This window comes from Streptomyces sp. NPDC051567, from assembly GCF_044454165.1.
In the GTDB taxonomy this organism is placed as follows: Bacteria; Actinomycetota; Actinomycetes; order Streptomycetales; family Streptomycetaceae; genus Streptomyces.
This window is the reverse complement of sequence record NZ_JBITDK010000012.1, coordinates 69,781-86,874: the sequence shown is the minus strand read 5'-3', so window position 1 is coordinate 86,874 and position 17,094 is coordinate 69,781. Positions and strand designations below refer to the sequence as shown.

Genomic DNA, 17,094 nt, shown 5'->3' with positions numbered 1-17,094 from the left:
TTCTGCGGCGGTACGTCCGGCCCCGCCCGGTGTGCGCGCCCGGCCGGGCCCGCCTACCGTGGCGCACATGGGTGCTGCCGGGAATGCGATCGAGCTGGAGGCGGGCGGGCGGACGGTGCGGCTGTCCAGCCCGGACAAGGTCTACTTCCCGGAGCGCGGCCTCACCAAGCGGGATGTCGCCCAGTACTACCTGGCCGTCGCGGACGGCATCACGCGCGCCCTGCGCGACCGCCCCACGACCCTGGAGCGGTTCCCGGACGGGGTGGAAGGCGAGTCCTTCTTCCAGAAACGGGCACCGAAGAACCTGCCCGACTGGATTCCGACCGCCCACATCGCCTTCCCGAGCGGTCGCACGGCCGATGAGATCTGCCCGACCGAGCCGGCCGCGGTCCTGTGGGCCGCCAACCTGGGCTGCCTCACCTTCCATCCCTGGCCGGTGCGGCGCGACGACACCGACCGGCCCGACGAACTCCGGATCGACCTGGACCCGCAGCCGGGCACCGACTACCACCACGCGGTGGTGGCCGCCCACGAACTGCGCGCCCTGCTGGAGGAACTGGGCCTGCGCGGCTGGCCCAAGACCTCGGGCGGGCGCGGACTCCACGTCTTCGTGCCGATCGCCCCGCGCTGGACCTTCACCGAGGTCCGGCGGTGCGCGATCGCCCTCGGCCGGGAGCTGGAGCACCGGATGCCGGGCAAGGTCACCACGGCCTGGTGGAAGGAGGAACGCGGCGAGCGGATCTTCGTCGACTACAACCAGACGGCCCGTGACCGCACGATCGCCTCCGCCTACTCCGTCCGTCCCCGCCCGCACGCCCCGGTGTCGGCGCCGCTGCGCTGGGACGAGGTGGACGCCGCGGAGCCACGTGACTTCGACATCGTCACGATGCCGGCGCGCTTCGCCGAACTGGGCGACCTGCACGCGGACATGGACGAGCACGCCTTCGCCCTGGACGCCGTCCTGGAACTCGCGGACCGCCACGAACACGACCACGGCCTGGGTGACCTGCCGTACCCGCCGGACTACCCGAAGATGCCGGGTGAGCCCAAGCGCGTCCAGCCCAGCCGGGCCCGGCACGAGGAGCAGTGACAGGACCACTCCGGCGGGAAGGAACTACCGCCTGACCGCCTGACCGGTCAGGCGGTCAGGCGGTACTCAGGCACCGCTGACACGGTTTGAAACGGTTGACACCGCCCGGGTGCCGGATGCTTGCGGCGCTGTGACAGGGGGGTTGATCAGGCGTTGATCGGACGTCCATCGGCGGCGGTCAATGTCTCGGCATGTCGATGAACACCACTGCCACTGACGGTGCCCCCGCTGCCACGACCAAGGCCACGGGCACTACGACCGCCTGGTACGAGCTCGCCCTGTGCGCCCAGACGGGACCGGGCTTCTTCTTCCCGGAGCCCGGCTCGTCCCTGCGCGACGCGAAGCGGCTGTGCGGGGCGTGCGAGGGCCGGGCCGCCTGCCTGGAGTACGCCCTGGCCAACGACGAGCGCTTCGGAGTCTGGGGCGGCCTCTCGGAGTCCGAGCGCCTCGCGCTGCGCCCGCGCCTCTGATCAGGTCTGCGCCCCGCCCCGCCCCGCCCCCGCCCCGCCGCACCAGCCCGCACGTCGGCCCGTCATCCCCTCCGTCCCACCCCTCCAAGGGGTTCTCCGCGTCTCGCAGGGCGCTCGCGGAGTGCCACGTCGTGGTGGCGAAGGAGGTTGTGGCTGTGCTCAGGGAGGTCAGGGTCCGGGCCGGGCGGCGGGCATCGGCGAGGTCGGGTTCCGCGGTGCCCAGCCGGTCGGCCCGTACGTGGTCCTGCGCGCGCCGGGCCTCGCCGCAAGGAGACCGGCGAGGAGCCCGGGGCACGGGTCAAACGGGTCCGCCGGTCGATGTCCACCCGGAGCGAGGTCATGACGCGAAACCCTGGCAGAGCGCGGCTCCGCCAGGGCGATCGGCGTCACTTGTGTGGGCGAGCGGGAATCGGTCAGCCCTTGCGGGCCGCGATGCGCGCCGCGCGGGCGGCCAGGCGCTCGTCGAACTTGCGGGCCTCGGAGTCGAGGCCGTTCATGAACAGGCCGAGTTCCTCCTGCGCCTTGTGCCCGTCCGGGCCCAGGCCGTCGATGTCCATGATCTTCAGGAAGCGGATCACGGGGCTCAGTACGTCGTCGTGGTGAATCCGCAGGTTGTAGACCCCGCCGATCGCCATTTGCGCGGCCATCCGCTCGAAGCCGGGCATGCCGTGTCCGGGCATCCGGAAGTTGACCACGACGTCCCGCACGGCCTGCATCGTCAGGTCGGGGGCGAGCTCGAAGGCCGCGCCCAGCAGGTTGCGGTAGAAGACCATGTGCAGGTTCTCGTCCTGCGCGATGCGGGCGAGCATCCGGTCGCAGACCGGGTCGCCGGACTGGTGGCCCGTGTTGCGGTGCGAGATGCGGGTCGCGAGTTCCTGGAAGGCGACGTACGCCACCGAGTGCAGCATCGAGTGGCGGTTGTCGGACTCGAACCCCTCCGACATGTGCTGCATCCGGAACGCTTCCAGCTTGTCCGGGTCCACGGCGCGCGAGGCCAGCAGGTAGTCGCGCATCACGATGCCGTGGCGGCCCTCCTCGGCGGTCCAGCGGTGCACCCAGGTGCCCCAGGCGCCGTTGCGGCCGAAGAGCGAAGCGATCTCGTGGTGGTAGCTGGGGAGGTTGTCCTCGGTCAGCAGGTTCACGACCAGCGCGATCTTGCCGATGTCGGTGACCTTGGACTGCTCCGGCTCCCAGGCGGTGCCGTCCTCGAAGAAGCCCGGGAAGTTCCGGCCGTCGCTCCACGGGACGTACTCGTGGGGCATCCAGTCCTTGGTGACCTTCAGGTGGCGGTTCAGTTCCTTCTCGACCACCTCTTCCAGCGCGTACAGCAGCTTGGCGTCGGTCCACGCCTCCGAGCTGCCGAGGTGGGGAGAGGTGATCGTCACGGGTGCTCCTGGGGGGACAAAGCGAATACCTACGGTTCCGTAGCCTACGGAGTCGTAGGTTAAGCCCGACATCAAGGCCAGCCAAGTCCCAGGCAGCTATATGTCTAGTTACATCCAGCTATCTGCGCAGATGAGGAGTGGTTTGAAGAGCCTCCGAACAGGGAAAGTCACGCCGACAGGTGGTCCGCTGTCCCCGCTTGACGCCCTGACCCCGCCCGAGCCGTGCCGGAGCGGTGGTGGAGCGGTGGTGGAGGAAGGCCTGAGAAGGGCCGGGGGTTCGGCCCGGACCCCGGACCCCGGACCCCGGACCCCGGGCCCGGTGCCGCAGAGCGGGCGGGCCTGCCGGGTGGCCCGCGCGGGTCCCCGTCAGACGGTGGTGCGGCGGAGGCCGTCCCGTCGCGGGCCGTTCCGTCGCGCGCTCACGTGTGCCACAAGGTCTCCCGGACCTCCTGCGCCGTCGTCGGCCGCAGCTCGCCGTCCAGCAGCAGCCACCGGGTGATCCCGATCGACTCCAGGAACGGCACGTCGTGGCCCGCCACCACGAGCGCGCCCTCGTACGACTCCAGCGCGTCCGTCAGCTGCCGCACGCTCGCCAGGTCCAGGTTGTTGGTCGGTTCGTCCAGCATCAGCAGCTGCGGGGCGGGCTCCGCCAGCAGCAGTGCCGCCAGCGCCGCCCGGAACCGTTCGCCGCCCGACAGGGTGCCCGCCGGGCGGTCCGCCCGGGCGCCGCGGAAGAGGAAGTGCGCGAGCCGCGCCCGGATCAGGTTGTCCGTGGCCTGCGGGGCGAACCGCGCCACGTTCTCGGCCACCGAACGGCTCTCGTCCAGGACGTCCAGCCGCTGCGGCAGGAACCGTGCGGGCACATGCGTCACCGCCTCCCCGGAGACCGGGTCCAGCGCTCCCGCGATCGTGCGCAGCAAGGTGGTCTTGCCCGAGCCGTTGCGGCCCACCAGCGCGATCCGTTCCGGGCCGCGCAGCTCCCACTCGCCCCGGACCCGGGTCCCGTGCGCCAGGCACAGGTTGTTCAGGGTCAGGACGCGCCGCCCCGCTGGGACCTGGGTCGCGGGCAGTTCGATGCGGATCCGGTCGTCGTCGCGGACGGCTCCCTCCGCCTGGTCCAGCCGCTCCTTCGCCCGGGACAGCTTCTCGGTGTGCATGATCCGGTGCTTGCCGGCCGATTCCTGCGCCGCGCGCTTGCGGGCGTTCATCACGATCTTCGGCTCGCGCTTGTTGTCGGACATCTTCTGGCCGTACCGCTTGCGCCGCGCCAGCTTGACCTGGGCGTCGGCCAGTTCGCGCTTCTGGCGCTGGACGTCGGCCTCCGCGACCCGGACGAGCCGTTCGGCCGTCTCCTGTTCGGCCGCGAGCATCTCCTCGTAGTCGGTGAAGTTCCCGCCGTACCAGCGGACTTCGCCCTCGCGCAGGTCGGCGATCTGGTCGACCCGCTCCAGCAGCTCCCGGTCGTGGCTGACCACGATCATCACCCCGGACCAGGACTCGACCGCCGCGTACAGACGGCGCCGGGCCCGCAGGTCCAGGTTGTTCGTGGGCTCGTCCAGCAGCAGCACGTCCGGGCGGGCGAGCAGCAGGGCGGCCAGCTTGAGCAGTACCGCCTCGCCGCCCGACAGTTCCCCGACCGTACGGTCCAGGCCGATCCGGGCCAGCCCGAGCTGGTCGAGCGTGGCCAGCGCCCGTTCCTCCACGTCCCAGTCGTCGCCCACGGCGGCGAAGTTCGCCTCCGTGGCCTCGCCCGCCTCGATGGCGTGCAGAGCGGTACGGGTGGCGCGGACGCCGAGCGCCTCGTCCACGCGCAGGGCGGTGTCGAGGGTGATGTTCTGCGGGAGGTGGCCGGTCGTCCCGGCGATGGACAACTTCCCCTCACCGGGCGTCAGTTCGCCCGCGAGAAGTTTCAGCAGGGTGGACTTGCCGGAGCCGTTGAGCCCGATCAGGCCGGTGCGGCCGGGGCCCACCGAGAGCTGGAACCCGTCGAAGACGGGGGTGCCGTCGGGCCAGCCGAAGGAGAGGGAGGAGCAGCTGACGAAAGCAGGGGAATGACTCATACGAGGCCTCCAGGTCGCGTGGAACGGTGCGTGCAACGCGGGGAGACAGCCGACGGCCACAAGGCCGGGCGACGACGCGGGGGACCGGATGTCGCTACCGGTGCCCGGCGAGGGTGACCTCGGTCGGTGTCTCGGACCTCAGACGAGCAATGTCCTGCTCCGTTTCGGCGGCGATGGGGCGCCTACGACGCTACGGACGGTGCGCGCGGCCCGCAAACGAATTAGACGGGCGGGCGGGCGGGCGGCCGGGCGCCCACGCACGTCGCCGGTGCGGGCGCCGATGCCGGTGCGGGTGCGGGTGAAGGCCAGGGGCGCGGCGAAGGGCCTCAGCCCGTGCCGCAGGGACCGGAGTGGTCGCAGTAGGGCTGACCGGCGCTGGCCCCGCAGGCACAGAGCATCACCCGGGTCTCCGCGCGGACCGTCCCGTCCGGCGCCGTCACGTTCAGCTCGCCGCGCACGACGAACTGGCCGGAGGGCGACCGTACGACGGTGGTGGGCCGGTCCGGAGGCTCGGCCGGGCCCTCGGCGAGCCGGTACCGCAGGGCGCCCGACGGGCAGCGCCGGACCACTTCGGCGACCCGTTCCGGATCGGCGCCGTCCGGGCGTATCCAGGGGCGCCGGGCGGTGTCGAACACCTCCGGCAGCCCGCGCACGCACTCGGCGGCGTGCAGGCACCGTCCGCTCTCGAAGGTGACGGTGACCCGCCGGCCGTCGTAGGACCTGGGCGACGCCGTCCCGGACGCTTCCGCTTCGGGCGCTTCGGGCGCTTCGGGTACCTCGGGTTCCCTGGAGGGCATGGTTTCAGCCTAGTGCGGTGGCCGGAAAGGTTCATCCGCTCATGGCCCTGCCCGCGCCGGCGGGAGTGGTCGTGGGCGCGCTCTGGACGGGGAATCCGGGGTGCGTTAGCTTCCGGCGCCATGAGACTTCTGGGAGTGGGCGTGTGCGTGGTGGCTCTGGTGGCGGGGGTGGTGGCCGGTCCGGCGCAGGCGGCGTCCGGTCCGGCCGCCGACGGGCCGCAGGGCCTGGGGGACGGGTCCGGCCGTGCGGGCTGGGCGCTGAAGGAGACCGGCGAGGACTCCCGCTTCCGGGGCCTCGCGGCGGTCAGCCGCTCCACGGCCTGGGTGGCCGGTTCGAAGGGGACGGTCCTGCGCACCGTGGACGGGGGCCGCAGCTGGCGGGACGTCTCGCCGCCGGGCGCGGTCGCGGAGGGGCTGGAGCTGCGGGACATCGAGGCTTTCGACGCGCGGCGCGCGGTGGCCCTGTCCATCGGGGAGGGCGGGGCGTCCAGGGTGCTGCGCACCGAGGACGGCGGCGCCACCTGGACGGAGACCTTCCGCAACCCCGACCCGCGCGCCTTCTACGACTGCCTCACCTTCTTCGACGTCCGCCACGGGCTGGCGATGAGCGACCCGGTGGACGGCAGGTTCCGCGTCCTGGCCACGGACGACGGCGGGCGGAGCTGGCGGGTGCTGCCGAACGCGGGGATGCCCGAGGCGCTGCCGGGCGAGGCGGGCTTCGCGGCGAGCGGCCAGTGCCTGGTGAGCTCCGGCCCGCGCGACGTCTGGCTGGCCACGGGCGGCGGGTCCGTCGCGCGGATACTGCACTCCGCCGACCGCGGCCTGACCTGGACGGCCGCGGACTCCACCGTCCCGGCCGGGGACCCGGCGCGGGGGGTCTTCGCCCTCGCCTTCCGGGACCCCGCGACGGGCCTCGCGGTCGGTGGCGACTACCGCACCGGGCAGCCCTCCCCGCAGGCCGGGGCCGTCTCCTCCGACGCGGGCCGCACCTGGCGCCCGGCGACCGCGCCGCCGCCCGCCTACCGCTCGGGCGCGGCCTGGTACCCGTACACCCGGGGCACCGCCCTCGCGGTGGGGCCGACGGGTACGGACGTGACGACGGACGGGGGCCGCAGCTGGCGGGCGCTGGAGGCGGGGTCGTTCGACACGGTCGACTGCGCGGCGGACAGGGGCTGCTGGGCGGCGGGGGAGAAGGGCCGGGTGGCCCGCCTGGAGCGGCGCTGACCGGTCCCCGGCGGCGCCGACCGGACTTCGGTGGTTCCCGGCGGCGCTGCCGGGAACCGGTGCGGGAGACCGTCAGACCACCGGGTTCTCCCGGACCGGGGAGAGGTCCGAGGAGGTCTTCGTGGCGATGAACTCCGTGATGCGGTAGGCGCAGACGCCCGCCACCGTGAACGGGTCCTCGGCCGCGATCTTCTCGACCTCCGCCCGGGAGACCCCGGCCGCCAGGATCACCCCGCCGTCACGCGGGACCTTGCGGCCCGACACGAGGAAGACGCCCGCCGCGTAGTAGCCGTCCAGCCAGGCGATGTGGGCGTCCATCTCCTCCTCGACGGCTTCGACGGGCGCGGTGTAGGTGAGCTCCATGACGAACATGCCGTCAGGCTACTCTCGCACCTCATGACGAGGACGAAGACCCCCGCGGACGAAGCAGAGGCCCGTGCGGTCCAGGACGGACTGCGCCTTCGGGTGGTGCTCACCGAACCCGGCCCGCCGCCCGGCCGAGGGCTCGTCGCGGGTGTGGACGTGGCCTACGACGACGAGCGCGACCTGGTCGCCGCCGCGGCCGTGGTCCTCGACGCCGCCACCCTCGACGTCGTCGAGGAGGCCACCGCCGTCGGCCGGGTCAGCTTCCCCTACGTGCCCGGACTGCTCGCCTTCCGCGAGCTGCCGACCGTGCTGGAGGCCCTCGGCGCCCTGACCGCCCGGCCCGGCCTCGTCGTCTGCGACGGCTACGGCCTCGCCCACCCGCGCCGCTTCGGCCTCGCCTGCCACCTCGGCGTGGTCACCGGCCTGCCCGCCATCGGCGTGGCGAAGAACCCGTTCACCTTCCGCCACGAGGAACCGGGCGCCCTGCGGGGCGACACGGCCCCGCTGCTCGCGGCCGACGGAGCCGTGGTCGGACGGGCACTGCGCACCCAGGACGGGATCAAGCCCGTCTACGTCTCGGTGGGCCACCGCGTCTCGCTGGACAACGCCTGCGCGCACGCGCTCGCCCTGAGCCCGCGCTTCCGGATTCCGGAGACCACCCGCCGCGCCGACTCCCTCTGCCGCCGCGCACTGCGCGAGGCACGGTAGGCCGTGTCCCCGAAGCGCTTCCGGTTCCTCTCCGGCTCCTCTCCGGTTCCTCGAAGTGCCGCCGGGCCGAGGTCAGCGGTCAGCGGTCAGCGGGAGTGTGCGACCCGGAAACCGATCCCGGCCCGCCGGAGGCGGGTGACGAGGGCGTCGCCCATCGCCACCGCCGCCGTCACCTGTCCGGCGGTCCGCGGCAGGGCGTCGTAGGCCAGGCAGAGCGCCGACTCCGCCAGCATCTTCGCCGTCTCGTCGTAGCCCGGGTCGCCGCCCGAGACCTCGGTGAACACCCGCCGCCCGCCGCCCTCGCCCACGAACCGCACCGTGAACCAGCTCCGCGCCCGCCGCTCCGCGTCCGGACCCCGGCCCGGCTCCCAGCGGGCCGTCAGCCACCGCCGGGCCGCGGGCAGCTGGGCCAGGGCCACCGCCCCGCCGACCGCCGCCGCCCCGGCCGCCGCGACCGGGAGGTGGCGGACGGAGGCGTAGTGCCGGTAGCGGAAGTCCGGGCCGTACCGCTCCAGCGCCGCCGCCGAGCGGGTCACCGTCCGCTGGTCCAGGGTGGGCAGCGGCAGGGCCCAGGCACCGGTCTCCCGGCTGAACCTCGGCGCGCCCACCGGACCGCTCACCCGCCGCCCCGGCAGCCGGGGTTCGTACAGCCGACGGGCGCGCGCGGCGGCCAGTGTCTGCGGCCCGCGCCCCAGCGCGGTGAGGGCGGAGGCCAGGGTCCCGCCCGAGAAGAAGGCGTTGGAGCGCATGAAGCCGTCGACCCTCAGCGGCACGCCCTCGGGCAGCCGCCGCACCGTGAAGTACGCCCCGAGATCGGCCGGGACCGTGTCGAAGCCGCAGGCGTGCACGAGCCGCGCCCCCGTCTCCCGGGCCCGCGCGTCGTGCTCGACGTACGTCCGGTCCACGAACTCCGGCTCACCGGTGAGGTCCACGTAGTCCGTGCCCGCCTCGGCGCAGGCCGCCACGGGCCGCGCCCCGTACCAGGTGTACGGGCCGACGGTCGTGGCCAGCACCCGGGTGGACGCGGCCAGTTCGCGCAGCGCCCGCGCGTCCGAGGCGTCCGCCCGGAGCAGGGGCAGCTCCGCGTGGGCCGGGTCGGTCGCGGCGAGGCGCTCGCGCAGCCGCTCCAGCTTCCCGCGGTCCCGGCCGGCCAGCGCCCACCGGCAGCCGGCGGGCGCGTGCGCGGCGAGGTACCGGGCGGTGAGCTCCCCCACGAACCCGGTCGCGCCGAAGAGCACGACGTCGTAGGCCCGTTGCGGACGATCCTGGCGAACCTGTGCGTGCATGGCCGTCCTTCCGGCGCTGGTGTCGGTGGCTGAGGTTAGCGTGGGGAGGGACGGTCCGCGCGAACGGGCGTGGACCGCGGACGAGCGGAGGCGTTCATGGCGGCCGGAGTACGCGCGTGGGAGGCGGTGAGGGAGTTCTCCCTCGGGCTGCCGGAGGCGTTCGAGGACCATCCGTGGGGGCCCGAGGACTGTGTGATGAAGGTCGGCAAGAAGATCTTCGTCTTCCTGGGGGACCCCGACGGGCCCGGAGGGCCGGGGCTCTCGGTCAAGCTCATGGACGAGACGCTGCACGGGCACGCGATGGCCGCGCCCGGCGCCGAGCCCACCGGGTACGGACTGGGCCGCTCCGGCTGGGTCTCCGTGCCACTGGGCGGGAGGGGCGCGCCCCCGGTCGAGATGGTGTGCGAGTGGGTGGAGGAGAGCTACCGGACCGTGGCGCTCAAGCGGTACGTGAGGGAACTGGACGCCCGGACGGGCGCCACCGGCTGAGCGCCCGCTCTTGTGCCGGCCGGGGCCCGGTTCCTAGCATCACCGGTGTGACACCAGTGGTGTCACACGGTTCGGTCGTGTCGCACGGCCGTCTCGCGCGGTCGTCCCGTACGGCCGTGCACCAGATCCAGGAATCCACGGACACCGGGGGCCCGATGGCAGTGACGGACGACGGGAACGGCGCCGGGCCGGGTGCGCCCGGGCCCGGACCGCTCGCCGGGGTGCGCGTCGTCGAGCTGGCGGGCATCGGCCCCGGCCCCTTCGCCGCCATGCTCCTCGCCGACCTGGGGGCGGACGTCGTACGGGTGGACCGGCCCGGCGGTGGCGCGCTCGGCATCGACCCCGCCCACGACCTCACCCAGCGCAACAAGCGTTCCGTCCTGGTCGACCTCAAGTCCGCCGACGGCCCCGCCCGGGTGCTGGAACTGGCCGAACGGGCCGATGTGTTCATCGAGGGGTTCCGCCCCGGGGTCGCCGAACGGCTCGGCGTCGGCCCCGGCCACTGCCACGCCCGCAACCCCCGGCTCGTCTACGGCCGGATGACCGGCTGGGGCCAGCAGGGCCCGCTCGCGCGGACCGCCGGACACGACATCGCGTACATCGCCGTCACCGGAGCCCTCGGCATGATCGGCGATCCGGACCGGCCCCCGGCCGTCCCCGCCAACCTGCTCGGGGACTACGCGGGCGGCTCGCTCTACCTGGTCATCGGCGTCCTCGCCGCGCTCCAGCACGCCCGCGCCACCGGCAGCGGCCAGGTGGTGGACGCGGCCGTCGTCGACGGCACCGCCCACCTCACGACCATGATCCACGGGATGTTGTCCGCCGGGGCCTGGCAGGACCGGCGCCGGGCCAACCTCCTGGACGGCGGCTGCCCCTTCTACGGCACCTACGAGACCGCCGACGGCCGGTACATGGCGGTCGGCGCGCTGGAACAGCGCTTCTACGACACCTTCACGGGACTCCTCGGCATCGCGGACCGGGCCCCCGACCGCACCGACCCCGCCCGCCACGGCGAACTGCGCGCCCTGGTCGCCGCCCGCTTCCGGTCCCGTACGCGACAGGAGTGGACGGAGGTCTTCGCGGGCAGCGACGCCTGTGTCGCGCCCGTGCTCTCGCTGGGCGAGGCCCCGCACCACCCGCACCTCGCCGCCCGCTCCACCTTCACGACCTTCGGCGGGACCGTCCAGCCCGCCCCCGCGCCCCGGTTCTCCGCGACCCCGGCCGCCGTCACCCGTCCGCCCGCCCTGCCGGGCGCGCACACCGGGGAGGTCGCCCGGGACTGGGGCCTGCCCGGCCTCCTCGACCCCGGCCGGGCGGCCACCGCACCCGGGGTCACCGAACCTGGGACCACCGGACCTGGGACCACCGGACCCGGTCCCCGGGCCGGAGCCCCGGCCCCCACGCACCACGAAAGGCTCGACCCATGAGCACCGAAGCGTACGTGTACGACGCGATCCGCACGCCGCGCGGCCGGGGCAAGGCCAACGGCGCCCTGCACGGCACCAAACCGATCGACCTGGTCGTCGGCCTCATCCGCGCCCTGCGCGAGCGCAACCCCGGCCTGGACCCGGCGGCCGTCGACGACATCGTCCTCGGCGTCGTCGGCCCCGTGGGCGACCAGGGCTCCGACATCGCCCGGATCGCGGCCATCGCCGCCGGACTCCCGGACACCGTGGCGGGCGTACAGGAGAACCGCTTCTGCGCCTCCGGCCTGGAAGCCGTCAACATGGCCGCCGCCAAGGTCCGCTCCGGCTGGGAGGACCTGGTCCTGGCGGGCGGGGTGGAGTCCATGTCGCGCGTCCCGATGGCCTCCGACGGCGGCGCCTGGTTCGCCGACCCGATGACCAACTGGGACACCGGCTTCGTCCCGCAGGGCATCGGGGCCGACCTGATCGCCACCATCGAGGGGTTCTCCCGGCGCGACGTGGACGAGTACGCGGCCCTCTCCCAGGAGCGCGCCGCCGCCGCCTGGAAGGACGGCCGCTTCGCCCGGTCCGTGGTCCCGGTCACCGACCGCAACGGCCTCGTCGTCCTGGACCACGACGAGTTCATGCGCCCCGGCACCACCGCCGACTCCCTCGCCCGCCTCAAGCCGTCCTTCGCGGACATCGGCGAACTCGGCGGGTTCGACGCCGTCGCCCTCCAGAAGTACCACTGGGTCGAGAAGATCGACCACGTCCACCACGCGGGCAACTCCTCCGGCATCGTCGACGGCGCCTCGCTCGTCGCCATCGGCTCCCGCGAGGCGGGCGAGCGCGGCGGCCTGCGGCCCCGCGCCCGCATCGTCTCGGCCGCCGTCTCCGGCTCCGAACCCACCATCATGCTCACCGGCCCCGCCCCGGCCACCCGCAAGGCCCTGTCCCGGGCCGGGCTGACCATGGACGACATCGACCTGGTCGAGATCAACGAGGCGTTCGCCGGCGTCGTCCTGCGCTTCGTCCGGGACATGGGCATCGGCCTGGACAAGGTCAACGTCAACGGCGGCGCCATCGCGCTCGGCCACCCGCTCGGCGCCACCGGCGCGATGATCCTGGGCACCCTCGTGGACGAACTGGAACGCCAGGACAAGCGCTACGGCCTCGCCACCCTCTGCGTCGGCGGCGGCATGGGCATCGCCACCGTCGTCGAACGCCTCTGAACCCGAACGCCTCCGACCCCGCGCCCCGCCCTCTCCGCGCCCCGCCCTCCCCGACCCCGCCTCCGACACGGAAGTAGCGCACATGAGCGAGTCCACCACGATCCGCTGGGAACAGGACGGGACCGGCGTCGTCACCCTGGTCCTGGACGACCCCGGCCAGTCCGCCAACACGATGAACCGGGCCTTCACCCGGTCCATCGCGGCCGTCGCCGATCGCGCCGAGGCGGAGAAGGACTCCCTCCGGGGCATCATCTGGACCTCCGCCAAGAAGACCTTCTTCGCGGGCGGCGACCTCAAGGAGATGATCCGGCTCCGCCCCGAGGACGCCCGGCTCGCCTTCGAGACCGGCACCGCGATCAAGGCGTCGCTGCGCCGCATCGAGACCCTCGGCAAACCCGTCGTCGCCGCCGTCAACGGCAGCGCCCTCGGCGGCGGTTACGAGATCGCCCTCGCCTCCCACCACCGCGTCGCCCTCGACGACCCCGCCTCCCGCATCGGCCTGCCCGAGGTCACCCTCGGCCTGCTCCCCGCCGCCGGCGGCCTCACCCGTACCGTCCGGCTGCTGGGCATCACCGACGCCCTGCTCAAGGTGCTGCTCCAGGGCACCCGGTACACGCCCCGGCGCGCCCTGGAACACGGCCTGGTCCACGAACTGGCCGCCACACCCGAGGAGATGCTGGCCAAGGCCCGCGCCTTCATCGACGCGCACCCCGTCTCGCGGCAGCCCTGGGACGTCCCCGGCCACACGATCCCGGGCGGGACGCCGGCCACCCCGAGACTGGCCGCCGACCTCCCGGCCTTCCCCGCCAACCTGAAGAAGCAGCTGAACGGGGCCCCGTACCCGGCGCCGCGCAACATCCTCGCGTGCGCCGTCGAAGGCGCGCAGGTGGACTTCGCGACCGCGCTGACCATCGAGGCCCGCTACTTCACCGAGCTGGTCACCGGACAGACCGCCAAGAACATGATCCAGGCGTTCTTCTTCGACCTCCAGGCCGTCAACGCGGGCCGCAGCCGCCCGCAGCACGTCCCGCCGCGCACGGTCACCAAGGTCGCCGTCCTCGGCGCGGGCATGATGGGCGCGGGCATCGCCCACTCCTGCGCCCGCGCCGGAATCGAGGTGGTGCTCAAGGACGTCACCCCGCAGGCGGCGGCCCGGGGCAAGGCGTACGCGGAGGAACTGCTCGACAAGGCCGTCTCCCGGGGCCGCACCACCGAGGCCGGGCGCGCCGCGCTGCTGGCCCGGATCACCCCGACCGCCGAGACGGCCGACCTCGCGGGCTGCGACGTCGTCATCGAGGCCGTCTTCGAGGACACCGCGCTCAAGCACCGGGTGTTCCAGGAGGTCCAGGGCGTCGTCGCGCCCGACGCCCTGCTCTGCTCCAACACCTCCACCCTGCCGGTCTCCGGGCTGGCCGAAGGGGTGGAGCGGCCCGCCGACTTCATCGGCCTGCACTTCTTCTCCCCCGTGGACAAGATGCCGCTGGTCGAGATCGTCAGGGGCGGGCGGACCGGCGACGAGGCGGTCGCCCGCGCCTTCGACCTGGTGCGCCGGATCGGCAAGACCCCGATCGTCGTCAACGACTCGCGCGGCTTCTTCACCTCGCGCGTCATCGGCCGGTTCATCAACGAGGGCGTGGCCATGGTCGGCGAGGGCATCGAGCCCGCCTCCGTCGAACAGGCCGCCGCCCAGGCCGGCTACCCGGCCAAGGTGCTCTCCCTGATGGACGAGCTGACCCTCACCCTCCCGCGCAGGATTCGCGACGAGACCCGCAAGGCGTACGAGGCCGAGGGCCGGGAGCTGCCCGGGCACCCCGCCGACACGGTCATCGACCGGATGGTGGACGAGTTCGGCCGCCCCGGCCGCAGCGGCGGCGCCGGCTTCTACACGTACGAGGACGGCAGACGCACCGGGCTCTGGCCGGGGCTGCGCGAGCGCTTCACCAAGCCCGGCGCACAGATCCCGTTCACCGACATGAAGGAGCGGATGCTCTTCTCCGAGGCGCTGGACACCGTCCGCTGCCTCGACGAAGGCGTCCTCACCTCCGTCGCCGACGCCAACATCGGCTCCATCATGGGCATCGGCTTCCCGGCCTGGACCGGTGGCGCCCTCCAGTACGTCAACGGTTACGAAGGCGGCCTGCCGGGCTTCGTCGCCCGCGCCCGTGAGCTGGCCGCCGCGTACGGCGAGCGCTTCACCCCGCCCGACTCGCTCGTGGCCAGGGCGGAGCGCGGCGAGACCTTCACCGACTGACCCCGCCCGGTCCGCCTCTCCAGCTCGGCCCGTGACACCTCCTGCGCCGCGTCCGGGGCCCGGCCGGCGACCGGTGCCCGGTGGATCGCCAGGTCGTGCGCGCTCAGGTCGCGGGGGAGGGTGTCCGGGTACCGCTCGATGGCCGACAGGGGCATGCCCTGGTGCCGCAACTCCTCGATCAGGGCTGGGCCGTCTCTTCCGGATCTTGTGGCCCACCCGGCGGGGACCGATCACCGGCGGCGGCAGCAGCCCCCGGGTGCCGTAGAACCGTACGGTGCGGACGGTGACGCCCGCCCGGGCCGCCGGCTCGTCGAGGGTGAACCGGCCCGGCCGCCTGGTCGGCCATCGTCCGCGCCCCGCTCTCCGCTCCGCCTCTTCTCCCCCGGTACTGCCGCCGCACCGGTGGGGCAAAACGACCGGACGCCGCCCGTGACCAGGGCCCCGGGAGGGGACCGCGTGACCCGGACGGCCCTGCCCGGTGAGCGGTGCCCCACCCGCCGCGCCAGGGTGAAGGCATGCTGATTCCGCTGTCCGTACCGCATCCTGAGCCCCCTGCACCCCGAGCATCCTTCGTGCCCCGCAAGGCCGGGTGAGGCCCGATGGGTGTCCTGCGCGACCACGCGGAACTCGCGCTCTTCCTCTGCCTCGCCGTCGGCTACCTGGTCGGCAAGTTGCGCGTCGGCCCCATCACGCTCGGCGGGATCTGCGGCACGCTGATCGTGTCGCTCCTGCTCGGTGCCTGGGCGAAGATCGAGATCGACCCCGATGTGAAGACGATCTTCTTCGCCCTCTTCATCTTCGCCCTCGGCTACCTGGCGGGACCCCAGTTCTTCGCCAACCTCAACCGCAAGAGCCTGCGCTTCTTCGCCCTCTGCCTCATCGAACTCGTCTGCGTCCTGGGCATCGCCTTCGGCCTGGCCAAGGCGTTCGACCTGGACGTGGGCACCGCCTCGGGCATCCTGGCCGGCGCGGCCACCGAGTCCGCCGTCGTCGGCACCGCCACCGAGGCCATCGCCAAGCTGAGCAACCTGACCCCGGCCCAGATCCAGGAGTACCAGGGCCACGTGGCCACCGCGTACACGGTCTGCTACCTCTTCGGCCTCATCACCATCGTCATCTACACCAGCCAGATCATGCCGATGATGATGCGCATCAACCTGCGGGACGCCTCGCGCGAGCTGTGGGAGCGGATGCGCGGCGGTCAGAGCGGCCTGGAGAGCGACGAGCGCGAGGCCATGCCCGGCCTGGTGGGCCGTACGTACATGGTCACCCTCGCCGACGGCCTGAGCCTGGGGGAACTGGAGTCGAGGTTCGGCGGCCGGGTCACCGTGGAGGCCGTCAAACGGGGCTCGAAGACCCTCACCCCCGAGCCCGGACTCGAACTCACCCTCTCCGACCTCGTCCTGCTCGTCGGCCGGCGCGCCAACACCATCGCGGCGGGCCGCTCCATCGGCCCCGAGACCCCCGGCATCCCCGGCCTGGACACCCCCCTGGCCACCAGCCAGGTCGCGGTCACCGACAAGGCCGTCTCCGGCAAGACCCTGGACCAGATCCAGCGCGAGCACCCGGAGTTCACCCGCGACGGCGTCTACGTCACCGAGGTGCTCCGCAACGACCAGCACCTGCCCGCCACCCCCGACACCGTCGTCCACCGCGGCGACGTCGTCACCCTGGTCGGCGCCCGCTCCGGGCTGACCCGGCTGGTCGGCAAGATCGGCGCGGTGGTGCGCAACGACTCCACCGACTTCGTCTACCTGGGCCTGGGCATCGCCGCCGGCTCGCTCCTCGGCCAGGTCGTCTTCCGCCTCGGTGACATCCCCCTCTCCCTGGGCACCGGTGGCGGCTGCCTGATCTCCGGACTGCTCTTCGGCTGGTTCCGCTCGTTCAAGCAGACCTTCGGCGCCTTCCCCCCGCAGGCCGCGACCACCATCAAGGACATGGGGCTCGCGGTGTTCATCGCCTGCACCGGCCTGACCTCCGGACCGCAGGCCTGGCCGCTGCTCAAGGAGTACGGGGCCCTGCTGCCGTTCGCCGGGATCGCGATGGTCCTCGTACCGGCCACGATCTCGCTGGTCGTCGGCCGCAAGCTGCTGCACATCGAGAAGCCGCTGCTGATCGGCGCCATCGCCGGACAGCAGTGCTCCACGCCCGCCATCACCTCGATCACCCAGGTCGCCCAGAGCTCCGTCCCGATGCTCGGCTACACGGTCACCTACACCCTGTCCAACTTCCTGCTGCCGCTCACCGGCCCGATCCTCGTCGGCGTCCTCGGCGCCTGACGGGCTCCCCACCGGCACCGTCGGCACCGCCGACCCTCCGACGCAAAGGAC

At 73.3% G+C, this 17,094-nt stretch carries 14 protein-coding genes and 1 pseudogene; 9 read left to right on the top strand and 6 right to left on the bottom strand.

What is annotated here, in order from left to right:
• Positions 1 to 67: 67 nt before the first annotated feature.
• Positions 68 to 1,090, top strand: coding sequence for a non-homologous end-joining DNA ligase (gene ligD, locus ACIA5F_RS16005; protein WP_399353209.1), 1,023 nt, complete (start codon positions 68 to 70; stop codon positions 1,088 to 1,090).
• Between the two features lie 191 nt (positions 1,091 to 1,281).
• Positions 1,282 to 1,560 carry a WhiB family transcriptional regulator gene (locus ACIA5F_RS16000; RefSeq protein WP_399353207.1) on the top strand — a complete coding sequence of 93 codons (279 nt, stop codon included), beginning with the start codon at positions 1,282 to 1,284 and terminating at the stop codon, positions 1,558 to 1,560.
• A 413-nt stretch (positions 1,561 to 1,973) separates the two neighbouring features.
• On the opposite strand, the gene ACIA5F_RS15995 is transcribed toward ACIA5F_RS16000, so the two are convergent.
• The 3 genes from ACIA5F_RS15995 to ACIA5F_RS15985 all read right to left on the bottom strand — a co-directional run bounded on the left by ACIA5F_RS15995 (position 1,974) and on the right by ACIA5F_RS15985 (position 5,802).
• Positions 1,974 to 2,945, bottom strand: coding sequence for an acyl-ACP desaturase (locus ACIA5F_RS15995; RefSeq protein ID WP_399353205.1), 972 nt, complete (start codon positions 2,943 to 2,945; stop codon positions 1,974 to 1,976).
• A gap of 419 nt (positions 2,946 to 3,364) precedes the next feature.
• Positions 3,365 to 5,005 (bottom strand): ABC-F family ATP-binding cassette domain-containing protein, encoded by a 1,641-nt coding sequence (locus ACIA5F_RS15990; protein ID WP_399353203.1) that lies wholly within the window; start codon positions 5,003 to 5,005, stop codon positions 3,365 to 3,367.
• Positions 5,006 to 5,331: 326 nt separating this feature from the next.
• Positions 5,332 to 5,802 (bottom strand): (4Fe-4S)-binding protein, encoded by a 471-nt coding sequence (locus ACIA5F_RS15985; RefSeq protein WP_399353201.1) that lies wholly within the window; start codon positions 5,800 to 5,802, stop codon positions 5,332 to 5,334.
• Positions 5,803 to 5,922: 120 nt separating this feature from the next.
• On the opposite strand from ACIA5F_RS15985, the gene ACIA5F_RS15980 reads away from it, so the two are divergent.
• Positions 5,923 to 7,026, top strand: coding sequence for a WD40/YVTN/BNR-like repeat-containing protein (locus ACIA5F_RS15980; RefSeq protein WP_399353198.1), 1,104 nt, complete (start codon positions 5,923 to 5,925; stop codon positions 7,024 to 7,026).
• 72 nt (positions 7,027 to 7,098) lie between these two features.
• Here ACIA5F_RS15980 and ACIA5F_RS15975 read toward each other — a convergent pair whose 3' ends face one another.
• The gene (locus ACIA5F_RS15975; RefSeq protein ID WP_399353196.1) at positions 7,099 to 7,398 is read right to left on the bottom strand and encodes a YciI family protein; all 300 of its coding nucleotides are present in this window, start codon (positions 7,396 to 7,398) and stop codon (positions 7,099 to 7,101) included.
• A gap of 24 nt (positions 7,399 to 7,422) precedes the next feature.
• Between ACIA5F_RS15975 and ACIA5F_RS15970 the strand changes: the two genes are divergently transcribed.
• The gene (locus tag ACIA5F_RS15970; RefSeq protein WP_399353194.1) at positions 7,423 to 8,100 is read left to right on the top strand and encodes an endonuclease V; all 678 of its coding nucleotides are present in this window, start codon (positions 7,423 to 7,425) and stop codon (positions 8,098 to 8,100) included.
• 86 nt (positions 8,101 to 8,186) lie between these two features.
• Here ACIA5F_RS15970 and ACIA5F_RS15965 read toward each other — a convergent pair whose 3' ends face one another.
• The gene (locus tag ACIA5F_RS15965; RefSeq protein ID WP_399353192.1) at positions 8,187 to 9,386 is read right to left on the bottom strand and encodes a saccharopine dehydrogenase family protein; all 1,200 of its coding nucleotides are present in this window, start codon (positions 9,384 to 9,386) and stop codon (positions 8,187 to 8,189) included.
• Between the two features lie 96 nt (positions 9,387 to 9,482).
• Between ACIA5F_RS15965 and ACIA5F_RS15960 the strand changes: the two genes are divergently transcribed.
• The 4 genes from ACIA5F_RS15960 (at position 9,483) to ACIA5F_RS15945 (ending at position 14,764) form a co-directional block, all read left to right on the top strand.
• Positions 9,483 to 9,875 (top strand): MmcQ/YjbR family DNA-binding protein, encoded by a 393-nt coding sequence (locus ACIA5F_RS15960; RefSeq protein ID WP_399353190.1) that lies wholly within the window; start codon positions 9,483 to 9,485, stop codon positions 9,873 to 9,875.
• A 155-nt stretch (positions 9,876 to 10,030) separates the two neighbouring features.
• On the top strand, positions 10,031 to 11,302 hold the full coding sequence (locus ACIA5F_RS15955) for a CaiB/BaiF CoA transferase family protein (protein ID WP_399353394.1): 1,272 nt from the start codon (positions 10,031 to 10,033) through the stop codon (positions 11,300 to 11,302).
• Positions 11,299 to 12,513: an acetyl-CoA C-acetyltransferase gene (locus tag ACIA5F_RS15950; protein WP_399353188.1), complete on the top strand. Its 1,215-nt coding sequence runs from the start codon at positions 11,299 to 11,301 to the stop codon at positions 12,511 to 12,513. The genes ACIA5F_RS15955 and ACIA5F_RS15950 overlap by 4 nt, the downstream gene beginning before the upstream one ends.
• An 82-nt stretch (positions 12,514 to 12,595) precedes the next feature.
• Entirely contained in the window at positions 12,596 to 14,764 is a 2,169-nt protein-coding gene (locus ACIA5F_RS15945; RefSeq protein ID WP_399353186.1) for a 3-hydroxyacyl-CoA dehydrogenase NAD-binding domain-containing protein, read from the top strand.
• Here ACIA5F_RS15945 and ACIA5F_RS15940 read toward each other — a convergent pair.
• Positions 14,758 to 15,175: pseudogene (locus ACIA5F_RS15940) on the bottom strand (MerR family transcriptional regulator); the annotation flags it as partial. The gene ACIA5F_RS15945 and the pseudogene ACIA5F_RS15940 overlap by 7 nt on opposite strands.
• A gap of 188 nt (positions 15,176 to 15,363) precedes the next feature.
• Here ACIA5F_RS15940 and aspT point away from each other — a divergent pair.
• Entirely contained in the window at positions 15,364 to 17,043 is a 1,680-nt protein-coding gene (gene aspT, locus ACIA5F_RS15935) for an aspartate-alanine antiporter (protein ID WP_399353184.1), read from the top strand.
• Positions 17,044 to 17,094: the final 51 nt, after the last annotated feature.

What these genes read in the sequence shown, in the direction of transcription:
- ACIA5F_RS15960 (WP_399353190.1), top strand. Translation starts at nt 9,483, where the DNA reads ATGGCGGCCGGAGTACGCGCGTGGGAGGCGGTGAGGGAGTTCTCCCTC.
- ACIA5F_RS15965 (WP_399353192.1), bottom strand. Translation starts at nt 9,386, where the DNA reads ATGCACGCACAGGTTCGCCAGGATCGTCCGCAACGGGCCTACGACGTC.
- aspT (WP_399353184.1), top strand. Translation starts at nt 15,364, where the DNA reads ATGGGTGTCCTGCGCGACCACGCGGAACTCGCGCTCTTCCTCTGCCTC.
- ACIA5F_RS15970 (WP_399353194.1), top strand. Translation starts at nt 7,423, where the DNA reads ATGACGAGGACGAAGACCCCCGCGGACGAAGCAGAGGCCCGTGCGGTC.
- ACIA5F_RS15945 (WP_399353186.1), top strand. Translation starts at nt 12,596, where the DNA reads ATGAGCGAGTCCACCACGATCCGCTGGGAACAGGACGGGACCGGCGTC.
- ACIA5F_RS15975 (WP_399353196.1), bottom strand. Translation starts at nt 7,398, where the DNA reads ATGTTCGTCATGGAGCTCACCTACACCGCGCCCGTCGAAGCCGTCGAG.
- ligD (WP_399353209.1), top strand. Translation starts at nt 68, where the DNA reads ATGGGTGCTGCCGGGAATGCGATCGAGCTGGAGGCGGGCGGGCGGACG.
- ACIA5F_RS15955 (WP_399353394.1), top strand. Translation starts at nt 10,031, where the DNA reads ATGGCAGTGACGGACGACGGGAACGGCGCCGGGCCGGGTGCGCCCGGG.
- ACIA5F_RS15985 (WP_399353201.1), bottom strand. Translation starts at nt 5,802, where the DNA reads ATGCCCTCCAGGGAACCCGAGGTACCCGAAGCGCCCGAAGCGCCCGAA.
- ACIA5F_RS16000 (WP_399353207.1), top strand. Translation starts at nt 1,282, where the DNA reads ATGTCGATGAACACCACTGCCACTGACGGTGCCCCCGCTGCCACGACC.
- ACIA5F_RS15990 (WP_399353203.1), bottom strand. Translation starts at nt 5,005, where the DNA reads ATGAGTCATTCCCCTGCTTTCGTCAGCTGCTCCTCCCTCTCCTTCGGC.
- ACIA5F_RS15980 (WP_399353198.1), top strand. Translation starts at nt 5,923, where the DNA reads ATGAGACTTCTGGGAGTGGGCGTGTGCGTGGTGGCTCTGGTGGCGGGG.
- ACIA5F_RS15950 (WP_399353188.1), top strand. Translation starts at nt 11,299, where the DNA reads ATGAGCACCGAAGCGTACGTGTACGACGCGATCCGCACGCCGCGCGGC.